The sequence below is a fragment of the Prochlorococcus marinus XMU1404 genome (assembly GCF_017696175.1).
Lineage (GTDB): Bacteria > Cyanobacteriota > Cyanobacteriia > PCC-6307 > Cyanobiaceae > Prochlorococcus_A > Prochlorococcus_A marinus_X.
The window spans coordinates 376,201-392,326 of record NZ_JAAORE010000002.1; the positions used below are offsets into that span (position 1 = coordinate 376,201).

The window sequence follows — 16,126 nt, forward strand, 5'->3', positions numbered from 1 at the left end:
TTGATTAAATTAACAACTAAAGGGGTAATAAGCCAAGGTTTATTCAAAAACAACAGGTTTTTTTTTAATTTGTGTGTAAATGTGAGTATTTGGGAATTAAATATATATTTTTTTTTATTCATTATGACAATCAGGGATTATTATTAAAGAAAGGTTTTTTGTATGTCTGATATTATAGATTCCGGCAAATCTGGATATAGCGAAGATAACGATCGAATTATTCAGACCGACCTAAGGAATGAGATGTCTCGCTCTTATCTTGAGTATGCAATGAGCGTGATAGTTGGTCGTGCGCTTCCAGATGCAAGGGATGGATTAAAGCCTGTGCATAGAAGAATTCTTTATGCAATGTATGAACTTGGATTAACTAGCGGAAGACCTTACAGGAAATGTGCAAGAGTTGTTGGAGAAGTTCTTGGTAAATACCACCCTCATGGAGACACTGCTGTCTATGATGCTTTGGTTAGAATGGCACAGGATTTTTCCATGAGGATGCCACTTATAGATGGTCATGGAAACTTTGGTTCTGTAGATAACGATCCTCCTGCAGCTATGAGATATACAGAATCGCGCCTACAGTCCCTTACAGATGAAAGCTTATTAGAGGATATTGAATCTGAAACTGTAGATTTTGCCGATAACTTTGACGGTTCTCAACAAGAGCCAACAGTTTTACCCGCTAGGATTCCTCAACTACTCTTAAATGGATCATCTGGAATAGCCGTAGGAATGGCGACTAACATTCCACCCCATAACCTAGGAGAATTAATTAATGGTCTCAAATCAATAATTAAAAACCCTGCTATTGAAGATAGAGAACTTTTTGAATTAATTAAGGGTCCTGACTTCCCTACTGGAGGTCAAATTTTAGGAAGAGAGGGTATCAGAGAAACCTTCAAAACAGGAAGAGGTTCAATAACCATGAGAGGTGTAGCCAATATTGAGCAAGTTAAATCTGCTGGAAGGGTAGAAAAAGATGCAGTAATAATTACAGAACTTCCTTTTCAAACTAATAAAGCAGCATTGATAGAGAGAATTGCTGACTTGGTTAATGAGAAAAAATTAGAAGGTATTTCTGATATCAGAGATGAAAGTGATCGAGATGGTATGAGAATTGTTATCGAGCTAAAAAGAGATGCATACCCCCAAGTAGTTTTAAATAACTTATTTAAGTTAACTCCTCTACAAAATAACTTTAGTGCAAACATTTTAGCTTTAGTTAAAGGAGAGCCAACGACTCTTTCACTAAGGAAAATGTTAGATGTATTTCTAGATTTTAGGGTAGAGACAATAAAGCGTAGAACTCGATTTTTATTAAAAAAGGCAGAAGAAAGAGATCATATTGTAAAAGGCCTTTTAGTAGCACTGGAAGCTATGGACGCAATTATCAATCTTATAAGATCCGCAAAAGATACAGCTTCAGCTCGAGAAAAATTGCAATCTGATCATGAGCTATCTTCTACCCAGGCAGAAGCAATTTTACAAATGCAGTTAAGAAGATTAACAGCTTTAGAATCAGATAAAATCAAAAGCGAACATGATGAATTAACTCAAAAGATAATCCAATATCAGCAAATATTGAATAGTAAAGAACAAATTTTCGAAATCATTCATGAAGAACTTAATAAAATCAATGAAAGATTTTCTTCTCCAAGAAAAACAGAAATACTTGATTTAGGTGGTGGTTTAGATGATATAGATCTTATAGCTAATGACAGATCTGTTGTTTTATTAACTGAAGCAGGTTATTTAAAAAGAATGCCTGTTAATGAGTTTGAATCTACCAGTCGTGGGTCAAGGGGTAAAGCGGGCACAAAGACCCATGAAGATGATGACGTAAAACTTTTTATAAGCTGTAACGATCATGATACTCTCTTACTTTTCAGCGATAGAGGGGTTGCTTATGCCCTCCCGGCATATAGAGTTCCCATGAGCAGCAGAACTGCAAAAGGTACGCCATCAGTTCAACTTCTCCCAATACCAAGAGAAGAAAAAATAACTTCACTTGTCGCAGTGGATTCTTTTGAGAATGACTGTTATCTATTAATGTTAACAAAGGCTGGATTCATAAAAAGGACATCACTTTCTGCTTTCTCAAAAATTCGCTCGAATGGATTAATCGCCATTAATCTTGAGGATGGAGACGCCCTAACATGGGTCAGATTATCAAAAGAAGGTGATAGTGTTTTAATTGGATCAAGAATCGGAATGGCAATTCATTTCAGACTAAATTTAAACGAATTAAGGCCACTTGGCAGGACAGCTAGGGGGGTCAAATCAATGAACCTTAAAGAGGGAGATAATCTTGTATCCATGGATGTTTTGACATCTGATTTAGTTGAACAATTAGCTAAATTTGACGATATTACTAAAGAAATTGATGAGAATCTTGAAGTTAACTCTTCAGATGGTCCGTGGGTATTAATAGCCAGTGCATTTGGACTAGGCAAAAGAGTACCTGTAACCCAGTTTAGATTACAAAAAAGAGCAGGCATGGGTTTGAGAGCGATAAAATTCAGAATTAAAGATGATGAGCTGGTTTGTTTGAAGGTACTTGGCGAGGGAGAAGAATTACTTTTTGTCACCGAAAAAGGTGTAATAGTCAGAACAAACGCCGATAAAATCTCCCAGCAATCCAGAGCGGCTACTGGAGTAAAATTACAAAGATTAGACGAAGGTGATCATTTATCTGAAGTGGTATTGGTACCTCGAGAACAATTAGATGAAAAAGATCAACTTAGCTCTGGGGAAGGAAATTAAAAAATCAATTATTAATTAAATTATATGGAAATACTTGATATTTTAATTTTAGGTTCCGGTCCTGCAGCATTATGTTTAGCTTCAGAATTAGCCAAGCAGGATCTTAAAATTAAGGGAATATCAACTAAATCTCCAAATGAAAAATGGGAGAATACATACGGTATATGGGCATCTGAATTAGAGGAATTAGGATTAGAGTCTTTGTTATCTCACCGATGGTGTAAAACAGTTAGTTTTTTTGGTAATGGTGAAAATAAAAAAGGTGATACTCCAACAAAACACAACTACGATTATGGTTTAATAAATCAAGAAGCCTTTCAAAATGAACTTTTAAAAAAATGTAAAGGGATTGAATGGTTGAATGAAACAGCAAAAGATATTAAAGAAAAAAATAAACTATCTGAGGTAATTTGTTTTTCAGGTTTAAGAATAAAAGCAAGGTTAGTTATTGACGCAAGTGGCCATAAAACTAATTTCGTAAAAAGACCAAATCAAAATGAAATTGCTCAACAAGCTGCTTACGGAATCGTCGGTAAATTTACATCCCCACCTGTTAATAAAGAACAATTTGTTTTAATGGATTTTCGTTCAAATCATTTAAATAATGAAGAAAAATTAGCATCTCCATCCTTTCTTTATGCAATGGATCTTGGAAATGAAACTTTTTTTGTTGAAGAAACCTCACTAGCTAGTTATCCTGCATTATCGCAAGAAAATCTTAAAAAAAGACTTTTTAAAAGACTCAATAGTAAGAGTATTAAGGTAAGTGAAATTTTTCATGAAGAGAATTGCCTTTTTCCTATGAATTTACCCCTGCCATTTAAAAAACAATTTGTACTTGGTTTCGGAGGGGCCGCAAGTATGGTTCATCCTGCATCAGGATATATGATCGGATCTTTATTAAGGAGGGCTCCACTCCTTGCAGAAAAATTAGCAATCTTCTTAAAAGACACTAATTTAAGTTCTATAGAGCTAGCGACAAAAGGTTGGGATATCCTATGGCCTTACGAATTAATACAAAGGCACAAACTTTACCAATATGGTCTAAGACGATTAATGAGTTTTGACGAAAGTAAATTAAGAAGCTTTTTTTCAAATTTCTTTAGATTATCGACCAATGAATGGGTAGGTTTTCTTACTAATACACTTCCACTTCCAAAACTGATTTACGTGATGAGTAAGATGTTTATAAATTCACCTTTAAAAGTAAAACTAGGAATGCTTAAGTTAAATTAGTATTTTTATTTTTGCCAATCATCAATATTAATATCTGGGAAAACATTATCTTCTTTCTCAATATCTTCAAGAAGTTTTAAATTAATAATGGAATGATTTTTAATCATTTCAACCAATTTCCAGAACCTGAATAAGTGTCTCTCTATCCTCTCTTTTGCAAGTTCAGTTGTGGTCCCAGCTCTTAGAATAAAACTCCAATCTGAGGATTCAGAAAGAAGTAGTTCTCTTGCAGCTTGCTTTAAGAGTCTTGAAGATAAATCATTATTAAAATTTTTCGAGCATAATTGAACAAATGTTGAGCCTGCTTTTGTGATTTCTGGAACGATCCATGCATTTGCATCGTTAATCCAATAATTATGGTAACCACCTTGTCCCCAGCTTGACGGCGAAGGGTCACAAATCTGAATATTTGGCTTCTGCATTAAGAATTCTTTTAAATTTGTAAGTTTAATTGAATATTTACTTGATTTCTTTAAAATATTTTCAATAAAAAAAGGTCCCTCATACCACCAATGACCAAATAACTCTGCATCAAATGGAGCTACCAATAAAGGCTTAAAGGAAGAGGATAAAGTTAATTTTTCTAATTGTTTGGATCTCGCTAAAAGATAAGTATCAGCATGTTCTGCAGACTTATTTTTGGCTTCATTTTCTAAATAAAACTTCTTTTTCCCTAATGGTGCGCTTTCATCTGTAATCTTATGAAACTTTAAACCCAAGGGTCTTTGTGTTGAAATGCCTTTCTTTTGGAGCTTAGAGACAGGTAATTCCCACCCCAAATCTTTGTGAAATTCCCTATAGACTTTATTGCCCGGGAATCCATCCTTAGCTGACCAAACGGGTAAGGTTGACTCACTATCTCTTCCAAAAAATGCAACTCCTTTTTTTGAGCATATTGGTGCATATACACCATACCTAGGCCTTGGTCTGGAATTAAGAATCCCATGACCATCTAAGATTGTATATCTAATTCCAGAATTAAATAGTATTTCATCTAAATTTTCATAATATGCGCATTCAGGTAACCAAATACCTAAAGGCTTTGTTCCAAAAATATTTTCATGGCTTCTAATAGCTGTATTAATTTGTCCTTTAATAGTTTCAGGATTCTCCCTTAGAATTGGCAAATATCCGTGAGTAGCCGCACAAGTAATAATATCCAAATTTCCAGAGTTATTTAAAACCCTAAACTTCTCAATTAAATTTCCAGAACAATTTTGCCAATATAAGTATTTTTCATTAAGATTCTTCATTAAAAATGCAGAGGCATTTTTTTCTTCTAGTGGCAATTCGTTTAAGAAATCATTCCTTGTTTCAATCCAGCTTGGGAAAGTTTCTTGAATTTGTTTATTATTTAGAAGTGATAGTAACGTTGGAGACAAACTAATAGTAAGTTTTGTATTGTCAGGATTTTCATTTTTGGAAGATTCTATTGATTGAAGTAGTGGTATATAACATTCCAAAATCGCCTGAAATAACCAATCCTCTTCTAAGGAGTTTTTTTCATTTTTTCTGACATAAGGGAGATGAGCATGTAAAACTATCGCTAACTGACCTAAAACATTTTTTTTGGGGTATTGCCCATTCATACTTTGTTATAGTTTATGCCTTTAATTCTATAAAAAATCAAAATTAACCTTCTATAAAAAGGAAGCTTTAATCCTAAAAGAATACTTTAATAATTAAAAAATTTTATTTTTTTTTCAGAATTTTAACCAATATTGTTAAGTTATAAACTTGCATCAAATTTTTATTGAACAAAATCTAGTCAAATTTTTTTAATTAGCTTAAAATAAGTTTAAATTACTCCATCTTATGTCAAAAGATCCCGGAAGAATTTTGATATTTGATACAACTCTTCGAGATGGAGAGCAATCTCCTGGTGCCAGTTTAAATCTTGAAGAAAAACTTGCTATCGCCCATCAATTAGCAAGATTAGGAGTTGATGTTATTGAGGCTGGATTCCCTTTCGCAAGTCCAGGTGATTTTAAAGCCGTTAATAAAATTGCCAATGCCGTAGGGAAAGAAAATGGCCCTATAATTTGTGGTTTAGCTAGAGCGTCTAAAGGAGATATAAAAGCATGTTACGAAGCAGTAAGTCCAGCTCCCAAGAAAAGAATACATACTTTTATTGCCACAAGTGATATTCATCTTAAACATAAACTTAAAAAATCCAGAAAAGATGTTCTTCAAATAGTTCCAGAAATGGTTAATTATGCAAAATCATTGGTAGACGATATTGAATTTTCTTGTGAAGATGCTTCGAGGAGTGATCCTGATTTTTTATACGAAGTAATTCAACTTGCAATTTCTGCAGGAGCTACAACAATAAATATTCCTGATACTGTTGGATTCACAACTCCTAGTGAATTTGGCAAATTAATTGCCGATATAAATAAAAATGTCCCAAATGTTGATGAGGCAGTAATTTCGGTTCATGGTCATAATGATTTAGGTTTAGCGGTAGCCAATTTTCTAGAGGCATTAAAAAATGGAGCAAGGCAACTAGAATGTACTATTAATGGAATAGGTGAAAGAGCCGGGAATGCCTCTCTTGAAGAATTAGTAATGGCACTGCACGTTAGGAAAAGTTTTTTTAATAGTTTTTTCAAAAGAAATCCAGATTCACCAACTCCACTTACTGCTATAAGAACAGAAGAAATAACAAAAACCTCCAGACTTGTTTCCAACCTTACTGGAATGACTGTACAACCTAATAAAGCAATTGTGGGAGCAAACGCCTTTGCACATGAGTCAGGCATTCATCAGGATGGGGTTTTAAAAAATAGGCTAACTTATGAAATTATCGATGCAAAAACTGTTGGATTGAGTGACAACAAAATATCTTTGGGAAAACTTAGCGGAAGAAGTGCAGTAAGAGCAAGATTAGAAGAGATGGGATATGATTTGAGTCGAGAAGATTTAAACGATGCTTTTGCTCGTTTTAAGGATTTAGCTGACAGGAAAAGAGAAATCACTGATAGAGACTTAGAAGCAATTGTTAGTGAACAAGTACAGCTCCCAGAAGCCAAATTTCAATTAAGTCTTGTACAAGTAAGTTGCGGTAACGCATCTAAACCTACTGCCACCATTACGCTTCTAAACACAGAAGATAATACTGAGGATACTGCCGTATCAATAGGGACTGGACCCGTTGATGCTGTATGCGAGGCTTTAAATAAATTAGCAAAAGTTCCTAACGAATTAATCGAATTTTCTGTTAAATCAGTAACAGAAGGAATTGATGCTTTGGGCGAAGTAACAATAAGAATTAGAAGGGATAATAAAATATATTCTGGTCACTCTGCTGATACGGATGTTGTAGTTGCTGCAGCGAATGCTTACGTTAATGCTTTAAATAGGCTTGTATTTTCCGAGAAAAAAAATTCAATTCACCCGCAATTTGATAATCTAGAAAACCCGAATAAAACATTTCTATCTAATTACACCAATTAAGTTATTTCTTAAGAATATAAATTATTTCTTAGGAATATTAAGTAGCATTAAAAATAGTCTCTTAATATTGTAGATTAATCTAATAGTTAAAGCAGTAAATAATGAGAGAAAGGTTATTAGGATATTGGGTACTTTCATGGGTTGGGTTAATCAGCAATATAACTGCACTTCCAATAATCGCATTAATAATTAGTTATGGACCTCCACTAAAAGTTGCGAATATAACTCTTGCCATAAGTCTTGGATGGCCTGCTGCGATCGTTGGAATAGTTTCATCAGCAGCTCTTTTAGCAGAGAGAAAATGGGGAGTAACATTAACTTTAGTATCACTATCAATGGTAATTTCAGGAACAGGTCCTTATTCAGTGGTAAGACTCATAACCCTTAAAGACATTTTTGGAATTGGTGGGTTTACTCTTTTAACAACTATATTAAGCACGTTAGCTCTTTTTTATTGGTGTAATCCAAAACATCGAAGAAGTATTAGGCTATAACCAAACAACCTAAAAGAAAATCAAGAAAAAGTATTGTTCTTGCTTGTTGGATACTGAATTCTTCTATGTCTAATTCTTTTCCATACATTTAAAAACGCTCTTCTTATTAAAAAAATTTCACCTTTCGACAAATTACTATCGTCTAATTGACCATCTTTTTGACGTGAGTAGATAATTTTAGATATTATTTCTAAAGCTTCTTTATCTGATGCATTAATATTCATAGCTCTTAGTGCTGCTTCACATCCATCAGCAAGCATTAAAATAGCTGTTTCTTTTGACTGAGGAACAGGTCCTTTATATCTAAAATCATTTTCATTAATATTGAGATTTTTTTCTTTAGCTTTATGAAAAAAATATCCCATTTTTAGAGTGCCTTGATGTTCTGGGATAAAATTTGCTATTGGTTTAGGTAGTCTATTTTTTCTTGCATAGTTTAATCCTTCATCAACATGCGCTTGTAAAACTTCTGCACTTCTAATAGGATCATCTATTTCATCATGTGGATTTTTTGAACCATCCTGATTCTCTATAAACCAATTAGGGGCATGTAACTTACCAACATCATGATATAGCGCTCCAGTTTTAATTAGATCAATATCACCTCCAATCATTCTTGTTGCTTCCTCTGCTAAGCCACATATAAGTAGAGTATGTTCAAAAGTACCGGGAGCTTCAAGAGACAATCTTCTTATAAGAGGTTTCTCCTTATCAGCCAATTCGAGTAATCTTGCTTTAGTTAATAATCCAAAGATCGATTCAAAAATAGGAATAAATAAAATAGTAAAAAGCATTACTATTGCCAATAGTAAGGAATCAGAAAATATGTCCCGGTTAGCTAAAACAAAATCTTGCTTATTAAAAAAATAAATTTTATCTTTACCTATTAATACCCATTGACTCAATAATGATCCTATGGGGACAAAAATAGATAGTTGAAGTAATTGAGCTCTACTTCTTATTCTTCCTCCAAGAAGAGATACTACTGAAGCGCAAATTAACAAAATAAAAAATAAATTATTATTTATAGTAACTGCTGGGTCTGGCCAACTAAGGCTTGCTATTGATACCCAAGCTAAAGCTGTTATGCTTCCCATTCCTTGAGATATTATTAACGCAGGAGGAATTATCATAGATAATGGACTTATGGTAGAAGCTAAGACTAATTTCGCAGTTTGTACTGCTAAAAGAAGAGTAATGATCAAGATGATCTGTCTTGAAGAGATTGTGGGATTCTCCTTTTTTGAAACTAATATCAAAATTCCGGAACTAATAAGTATTTCAGTAAAGGTCCAAAGCCAAGAAAAAATATCTGTGATATTTAAAGGCGAGATAAGAAGAAGTTTATAAGAAGAAATTATAGAAATTAAAATGCATACTAAAAAAATTATGAGATTATCTATTCTTGAAACTTTAATTGGTTCTTTTAGTGGAACTTGACTCCTCCTCCACAGATAAAACATTTTTTTCAGGGTGGTTGTTATGTTTTGCACAGAATATAAATAAATCTATTTGAATAATTTAAAATTATAGGCATGCTAGGTGTAAAAAGGAGATCTTTTTCTAAATGTCATTAAAATTAGACGGTAAAAAATTATCTCTTAAAATTGAAGAAAGATTAAAAGATTATATCTCTAGTAATAAAAAAATTGCACAAAGAGCTCCCGGTTTAGCTGTAATAAGAATAGGCGAAGACCCTGCGAGCGGTGTTTACGTTAAGAACAAAGAAAAAGCATGTTCAAGGATTGGAATAAAAAGCTTTATCTTTCATCTAAAAGATGCTGTAGAGCAAAAAGAAGTTGAACAATTAATAATCAAACTTAATTCAGATAAGGATATTGATGGAATGTTGCTACAACTTCCCATCCCAAAGAAATTTGATGAGCAAAAACTGATAAGTCAAATTAATCCAAGCAAAGATGTAGATGGATTGAATGAGATAAACATCGGCAAATTAGTAAAAAATGAGCCTGCAATGAGATCATGTACACCCGCAGGAATTATTAATTTATTAAGATCCCAAAATATTACAATTGAAGGAAAGAAAATTGTTGTTATCGGAAGAAGTTTACTTGTTGGGAAACCCCTATCGCTTATGTTGTTAAATCTGAATGGCACGGTAACAATGACTCATTCAAAAACATTAAATTTGAATAAAGTCTGTAAAGAAGCTGACATACTAATTGCGGCTGCAGGAAAACCCAATCTTGTAGATTCGAGTTTTGTGAAAGAAGGAGCAGTAATTATTGATGTTGGAATACATAGATTAAAAAGTTCGGATAAAAATCAATCCAGATTATGTGGAGATGTATTATTAGAAGATATCATTTCTAAAGTATTTGCTTACACACCTGTACCTGGAGGTGTTGGACCAATGACAGTAACAATGTTACTTGTAAATACTATTTTTAGCTGGCAAAAACAATTTGGTTTATCATCAAATCTTAATGACCTTTTGCCATAAACTCCAAGATGAAAAAAATTTTACTAAAGTCATAAAATGATTGAAGTCATAAATAGTATTTCTGATTTTGAAGAATATCTTAAAAACACAAAAAAGGTTGTAGAAGAAGCACTTGATTTTTCTTTGGGCCCTGAGAATCCAGAAATTTTAAGAGAATCAATGAGATATTCCCTCTTAGCCGGAGGGAAAAGGATACGTCCAATTTTATGTTTAGCATCTTGTTCACTGGCCGGAGGAGAACCATCTCTAGCTGTTCCTACTGCAGTAGCGATAGAAATGATACATACAATGTCCTTGATTCATGATGATCTGCCCGCCATGGATAATGATGACCTGAGGAGAGGCAGACCAACGAATCATAAAGTATATGGAGATGCAATAGCTATTCTTGCGGGCGATGCTTTATTAACAAGGGCATTTGAAATGGTCTCCTTAAGAAGCCCTGGAGTCGATCCAACTAGATTATTAAGTGTAGTTGGTGAATTATCCCTTGTTGCAGGTGCACCAGGCCTAGTCGGGGGACAAGTTGTTGATTTAGAATGCGAAGGTAAAGAAGTTGACCTTGAAACTCTTGAATATATACATCTTCATAAGACAGGAGCTTTATTAAAGGCCTGCGTAAGAACGGGCGCTATGATCGCAGGCGCTAATGAAAAAATATTACAAGCTCTAACAACATATGCAGAGGGAATTGGTTTAGCCTTCCAAATAATAGATGATATTCTTGATTTAACTTCCAGTAGTGAAAAGCTTGGTAAAACAGCTGGCAAAGATCTTTTAGCTGACAAAACTACTTACCCTAAATTGCTTGGAATGGAGGAGTCAAAGAAAAGAGCATTTGATTTAGTTGAAAAAGCAAAAAAAGCCATTGAACCTTGGGGAACAGATGCAAAATACTTAATATCATTAGCCGACTTTATTACAAATAGAGACAGATAAATAGTTTTAATTTATGTCAGAGTTTTTTGCCTTTTTTAATAATTCAGTTCTTTTCTGGAGCTTATTATCCTGCTTACTAGCTCAATTTTTTAAAATTTTATTCAATTTCTTTTCAACAGGAGAGATAAGATTCGGAATTATGTTCGAGACGGGTGGTATGCCTTCAAGTCATTCCGCCTTAATAACTGGTGCTTCATCTGGTATAGGTTATGAATTAGGATTTGATAGCTCAATATTCGCATTATCAGTCGCTGTTGCACTAATAGTTATGTATGACGCTAGTGGTGTGCGAAAATCAGCTGGAATTCAAGCTGCTGAAATCAATAAACTATCAAAAAAACTAAACCCCCAATCTGAATTACTTTTAAAAGAAACCCTTGGCCATTCAAAAATTGAGGTCATGGTGGGGAGTTTTTTAGGACCGTTAATTACTTTGCCTGGAATGTTTTTTTTAGGTTCTCCTACCAAAATAATTAATTTGATAATAAATTAAGAATCCTTTGAAATAGTTATTTGAGTGGCATCTATAAAGTTTTTTGCAACTTCTGGAGAACTTGGCAAATGTAAGTGAATCCAACTTGCATGTAATTTTTCATCAAAAAAACCTTCATTTTTGTATTCAGTATTCCAAGATTTAATTTTCCATGGACAAGAAAGTTTCTTACCATGCTCAGCTTTTATTAAATCAAGTTCAGATAAATTATTTTCAATTTCCCAATAATGAAATTCATGTCCTCTAGTTAATTGATTTTGTTTGATGATCGGAGTATCTTTTAAACCCTCAATGTATCTATAACCTACTGAAAGTTTACTTTTTTTTGATCTGAAAGGCAGGATCCCACTCATTTTATGATTATTACCATTTTCATCTTTTATAAAGTCTCCTAAGATCATCATCCCTCCGCACTCTGCATAAATAAATCCATTTTTGCGGAATTTCCTTAACGAATTTAAACTTTTTTTAGAGTTACTTATATGATTAGCATATTTTTCAGGGAAACCCCCAGGAATAATTAAAGAAGATGCCTCATTAGGTATTTCTTCATCATCATAAATACTCCATGAAATCAATGGAATTCCTATTTCACTCAAAAACTCCTTAGTTTCAGGGTATTGAAAATGAAAGATTTTATCCTCTGCAATTGCGATGGGTTTAATTTTGTCTATTTTAATATCTTCAAAACTGACAGAATTATATTTTCTCTTTTGAGGAGATTTCAGGAATTTAATAAGAGAAAATACATCAAGATTTCTTTCGGCAAAATCTGCAAAATATTCAACATCAATTTCTTTACCATTATCCAATGGAGATATCAAACCCAAACTAGCTTTTTTTAAAGTTATTTTTGAGTCAGATGGTAAAAAACCAAAAATTTCGATATTTTCATTTTTAAAAACTTCTTCGATTAATTTTTTATGTCTATCTGAATTAACGTTATTAAATATAATTCCTGCTATTGACAACTTACTATCGAAATCTCTAAAACCTCGAACAGTCGCCAAAAGAGAAGCTACTTGACCTCTAGCATTAACAATAAAAATTACTGGGGCACTAAGAAGTTTTGAGATATTTGCTGTGCTTGAGTAGGTTGTTGACCCTAATCCATCAAATAGGCCCATTGCTCCTTCAATTAATGAGAATTCATATTTAAAAGAATGTTTAAAAAAAATTTCTTGCACCCATTCCTCACCACTTAAAAAAATATCTAAATTCCTACAAATAGGTTGGCCAATTGAACTAAGTTGTTGTTGATCAAGATAATCTGGGCCAACCTTGAAAGTTTGTATCTTTATACCTTTTGAGAACGCCCAACAAGATATCAAAAGTGATAATGTAGTTTTCCCACTATCAGTTGAAGGAGAAGAAATTACACAAGGCATTTATTAGTTATTAAAACCATTAAATATTTGAAGGGCTATTTTAATAGAATTTTCAAAAAGAGGACTTGTATCACCTCTACTACTTCCCAATAATTTACTAACGTCATACTCTGATGAGGAAAAAGAATTTGGAACAACTTGTTCTATTAATTCCATATTAGCCATTCCCCCTGCTTCAAGTCTCATACATTCCACTGATTCACAGCCTAGTATTACACAAGTGTTATTTTTTTGAACCTCACTAATTTTTGAAATCAACCTCAATCCAATAACTTGTCCTAGATGAATACTTGGATTCCCCAAAGATAAGGGATTAATTGAGGCAGAAATTATTTCGCCATTAATTCTTTCAAATTCTATTTTTGTTGATTCTTTATCACTTTCAACTCTTAGAAAAGACCAACCAAGTTTATCGCTAATCCATGAGATCAAAAACAAAGCTTGAATAATATGATCTCCTGCTATATCAATATCAATATCAGTAATATGATCTAAAATTGGTCTCCTCGAAGGCGGATCAAAAATCATTGCCAATGATTCCCTCCAATTTTTCAACCTAACCCAATTCAAATCATTTATAGCTTTATTTGAATTATTTAATTGATCTAAAACTTTTAAACATCTTTTAGGAGATCCAAGAGCAGTATCAATTATTAACCTTAGACCATAATTAGTAAAATATTCGAAAATTTCAGGTGATTCATCCAAGCTTCCATTCCACCACAACCAAGAAGGTAATTCATCAATAGATAATTCATCAATTATTTTTAATCCTTTATGAGATATTGAGGCTGAGTCACCCCTAACAACAACTAAATCCCCACATATAGGTTGCATAGCTGGAGTATCACTTAATGGACAGTAAGCGGAAACAAAAGTTTTGATATCTGAATTTTTATTTAACGTTGGCGCTAAAGTTATTAATCTTCTTGGGTTCAATATACTTATTGATGATTCAAAAAATTGTCCTCTAAAGTCTTCAAAGTCTTTATTAGATAAATTTTCCTTCAACAAATTTAGTAATTCTTCACTATTAAGAGAAGTAGTAATAGGAAGTCCTTGATCTAATATAAATTTTTTAGCAACTTCAATTATCTCTGGACTTAAATTTCCAGTAATTGGTCCATTTACTAATCCTTTTTGAACCAAACATTGTTCTAACCAAGCAGGCTGCCAGACTATTAATGTAAAAGTATTAGCTCCAGTATTATCTTTATCTTCTGAAATCCATAATTTATTAAGGTAATTAGAAATTTCCTGATAAGGTAGCTCTAATGGGGTTTGGAGTGTTAGTTGAGGTTTCATTCTTAAGGTCTGCGCCAGAAAATATTATCTTTTGAAAGTAATTGATCAGATTCAGGAGGTCCCCACGTCATTGATTCATAATTATAAATAGGCAACTTCCAGGGAGAATTATCCATCAATTCTATTAATGGCGTATAAAGTTTCCAGGCTGCCTCTACTTCATCACTTCTAGTAAATAAGGTTGGATCAGAAAGCATTGCATCAGCCAATAATCTTACATAGCCTTCATCTGAGGGTTCTCCAAATGATTCATCATAAGAAAATTCCATCTCAACAGGTCTAGATTTCATTCCAGAACCAGGAGATTTTACCTCAAATTTGAACGTAGCACCTTCATTTGGCTGAATTCTAAGGATAAGTTGATTTGGAGCAGGATTTATTATTGTTGATTCAAATAAATGTACAGGAACGTCTTTAAAAGTCAAGACTATTTCTCCAAGTCTTTTAGGGAGTCTTTTCCCTGTTCTCAAATAAAAAGGAACCCCTTGCCAACGCCAGTTATCAACGAAAACTTTTGTCGCGATATAAGTTTCTGTTGTGCTATTACAATTAACACCATCTTCCTGCCTATATCCTTTGAGTCGATTTGAGATATTTCCTCCTTCTCCATATTGACCTCTTATGCAACAATTCCAAGGTTCATTTTCGTCAGCAAGTTTTGAAGCTTGAAGAACCTTAGCTTTTTCATTTCTTATTGCTTCTGGTTCAAATTTCCCTGGAGGTTCCATAGCAGTAACAGCAAGCATTTGTGTCATATGATTTTGAAGCATATCTCTTAAAGCACCAGAGCTTTCGTAATAACCTGCTCTATCTTCAACACCTACTGTTTCAGATGATGTGATTTGAACACTTGATATATAATTCCTGTTCCAGATTGGTTCAAAAATAGTGTTAGCAAACCTCAAAACAAGAATGTTTTGAACTGTCTCTTTACCTAAATAATGATCAATCCTATAAATCTGACTTTCTTCAGCACAATTTTGAACGATCTTATTCAATTTTTTTGCACTTGAATAATCTCTTCCAAAAGGTTTTTCAATCACTAAACGACTTTTCTTAGGGTCATCTAAAAGGCCAGCTGCTTTTAGAGCTTTACATCCACTTGCATAGAAATTCGGAGATACTGATAAATAAAATGTTCTATTTCCATGAGTAGCTTGTGTTTTATCAATTTCATTTAATCTTTTAGAAAGCCTTATAACATGATCACTTTGTTGTAAATCGACTGGTTCATAGAAAAGATAATTAGAAAATTGTTCCCATTCCTTTTCTTTCCCAGATATTTGCTTGGAGAGCTTTACTTTCATCTTTTCTCTAAATTCATTATCAGTCCAAGGTCTTCTCGCACAACCAACTATTCCAAATTCACTAGGAATTCTCCTTTGCAAATAGAGTTCAAATAAGGCTGGTATTAATTTTCTATGAGTAAGGTCTCCACTAGCTCCAAAGATTACTAAGCATTGTGGGGTTATGACTCTTTCCTGCCGTAAACCTAATCTAAGAGGATTACTTAAAATTGAAGGCATACTTTTAATATTCTATTTTTAAAATCCTATTTTTTTCGAAGATTAGCTACATATTGTGTCTAAAC

Annotated in this window: 12 protein-coding genes; 7 read left to right on the top strand and 5 right to left on the bottom strand. The window is 33.3% G+C overall.

The window, feature by feature from the left end; all coding sequences use genetic code 11:
- Window positions 1-162: 162 nt before the first annotated feature.
- On the top strand, window positions 163-2,760 hold the full coding sequence (gene gyrA / locus HA144_RS05855) for a DNA gyrase subunit A (protein ID WP_209043172.1): 2,598 nt from the start codon (window positions 163-165) through the stop codon (window positions 2,758-2,760).
- A gap of 24 nt (window positions 2,761-2,784) precedes the next feature.
- Window positions 2,785-3,996: a lycopene beta cyclase gene (crtL, locus tag HA144_RS05860; protein WP_209043173.1), complete on the top strand. Its 1,212-nt coding sequence runs from the start codon at window positions 2,785-2,787 to the stop codon at window positions 3,994-3,996.
- Between the two features lie 5 nt (window positions 3,997-4,001).
- Here the strand turns inward: crtL and HA144_RS05865 are convergent, their stop codons facing one another.
- Window positions 4,002-5,585, bottom strand: a complete 1,584-nt coding sequence (locus HA144_RS05865; RefSeq protein WP_209043174.1) for a glycoside hydrolase family 57 protein — start codon at window positions 5,583-5,585, stop codon at window positions 4,002-4,004.
- Window positions 5,586-5,811: 226 nt separating this feature from the next.
- On the opposite strand from HA144_RS05865, the gene HA144_RS05870 reads away from it, so the two are divergent.
- Both HA144_RS05870 and HA144_RS05875 read left to right on the top strand, forming a co-directional pair.
- Complete coding sequence (locus HA144_RS05870; RefSeq protein WP_209043175.1) at window positions 5,812-7,452, top strand: 2-isopropylmalate synthase; 1,641 nt, start codon at window positions 5,812-5,814, stop codon at window positions 7,450-7,452.
- A 101-nt stretch (window positions 7,453-7,553) separates the two neighbouring features.
- Window positions 7,554-7,946, top strand: coding sequence for a hypothetical protein (locus HA144_RS05875; RefSeq protein WP_209043176.1), 393 nt, complete (start codon window positions 7,554-7,556; stop codon window positions 7,944-7,946).
- Window positions 7,947-7,966: 20 nt separating this feature from the next.
- Here the strand turns inward: HA144_RS05875 and HA144_RS05880 are convergent, their stop codons facing one another.
- Window positions 7,967-9,439, bottom strand: coding sequence for an HDIG domain-containing metalloprotein (locus HA144_RS05880; protein ID WP_209043177.1), 1,473 nt, complete (start codon window positions 9,437-9,439; stop codon window positions 7,967-7,969).
- Between the two features lie 74 nt (window positions 9,440-9,513).
- On the opposite strand from HA144_RS05880, the gene folD reads away from it, so the two are divergent.
- Genes folD through HA144_RS05895 form a run of 3 tightly spaced genes read left to right on the top strand, consistent with a single transcriptional unit; the run spans window position 9,514 to window position 11,842 of the window.
- Complete coding sequence (gene folD / locus HA144_RS05885) at window positions 9,514-10,410, top strand: bifunctional methylenetetrahydrofolate dehydrogenase/methenyltetrahydrofolate cyclohydrolase FolD (protein ID WP_209043178.1); 897 nt, start codon at window positions 9,514-9,516, stop codon at window positions 10,408-10,410.
- A gap of 36 nt (window positions 10,411-10,446) precedes the next feature.
- Window positions 10,447-11,349: a geranylgeranyl diphosphate synthase CrtE gene (gene crtE, locus HA144_RS05890; protein WP_209043179.1), complete on the top strand. Its 903-nt coding sequence runs from the start codon at window positions 10,447-10,449 to the stop codon at window positions 11,347-11,349.
- Between the two features lie 13 nt (window positions 11,350-11,362).
- Window positions 11,363-11,842, top strand: a complete 480-nt coding sequence (locus HA144_RS05895; RefSeq protein WP_209043180.1) for a divergent PAP2 family protein — start codon at window positions 11,363-11,365, stop codon at window positions 11,840-11,842.
- On the opposite strand, the gene HA144_RS05900 is transcribed toward HA144_RS05895, so the two are convergent.
- From HA144_RS05900 to zwf, 3 genes are read right to left on the bottom strand one after another with little or no spacing between them, the layout of a single operon-like run.
- Window positions 11,839-13,230, bottom strand: a complete 1,392-nt coding sequence (locus HA144_RS05900; RefSeq protein ID WP_209043181.1) for a cobyrinate a,c-diamide synthase — start codon at window positions 13,228-13,230, stop codon at window positions 11,839-11,841. The two genes, HA144_RS05895 and HA144_RS05900, sit on opposite strands and share 4 nt — an antisense overlap.
- 3 nt (window positions 13,231-13,233) lie before the next feature.
- Window positions 13,234-14,535 carry a glucose-6-phosphate dehydrogenase assembly protein OpcA gene (locus tag HA144_RS05905; protein ID WP_209043182.1) on the bottom strand — a complete coding sequence of 434 codons (1,302 nt, stop codon included), beginning with the start codon at window positions 14,533-14,535 and terminating at the stop codon, window positions 13,234-13,236.
- 2 nt (window positions 14,536-14,537) lie between these two features.
- Window positions 14,538-16,061, bottom strand: coding sequence for a glucose-6-phosphate dehydrogenase (zwf, locus tag HA144_RS05910; RefSeq protein ID WP_209043183.1), 1,524 nt, complete (start codon window positions 16,059-16,061; stop codon window positions 14,538-14,540).
- Between the last annotated feature and the right edge of the window lie 65 nt (window positions 16,062-16,126).

Coding starts and splice junctions, on each gene's coding strand:
- HA144_RS05900 (WP_209043181.1), bottom strand. CDS start 13,230: ATGCCTTGTGTAATTTCTTCTCCTTCAACTGATAGTGGGAAAACTACA.
- gyrA (WP_209043172.1), top strand. CDS start 163: ATGTCTGATATTATAGATTCCGGCAAATCTGGATATAGCGAAGATAAC.
- HA144_RS05905 (WP_209043182.1), bottom strand. CDS start 14,535: ATGAAACCTCAACTAACACTCCAAACCCCATTAGAGCTACCTTATCAG.
- crtE (WP_209043179.1), top strand. CDS start 10,447: ATGATTGAAGTCATAAATAGTATTTCTGATTTTGAAGAATATCTTAAA.
- HA144_RS05875 (WP_209043176.1), top strand. CDS start 7,554: ATGAGAGAAAGGTTATTAGGATATTGGGTACTTTCATGGGTTGGGTTA.
- HA144_RS05865 (WP_209043174.1), bottom strand. CDS start 5,585: ATGAATGGGCAATACCCCAAAAAAAATGTTTTAGGTCAGTTAGCGATA.
- HA144_RS05895 (WP_209043180.1), top strand. CDS start 11,363: ATGTCAGAGTTTTTTGCCTTTTTTAATAATTCAGTTCTTTTCTGGAGC.
- folD (WP_209043178.1), top strand. CDS start 9,514: ATGTCATTAAAATTAGACGGTAAAAAATTATCTCTTAAAATTGAAGAA.
- zwf (WP_209043183.1), bottom strand. CDS start 16,061: ATGCCTTCAATTTTAAGTAATCCTCTTAGATTAGGTTTACGGCAGGAA.
- HA144_RS05870 (WP_209043175.1), top strand. CDS start 5,812: ATGTCAAAAGATCCCGGAAGAATTTTGATATTTGATACAACTCTTCGA.
- crtL (WP_209043173.1), top strand. CDS start 2,785: ATGGAAATACTTGATATTTTAATTTTAGGTTCCGGTCCTGCAGCATTA.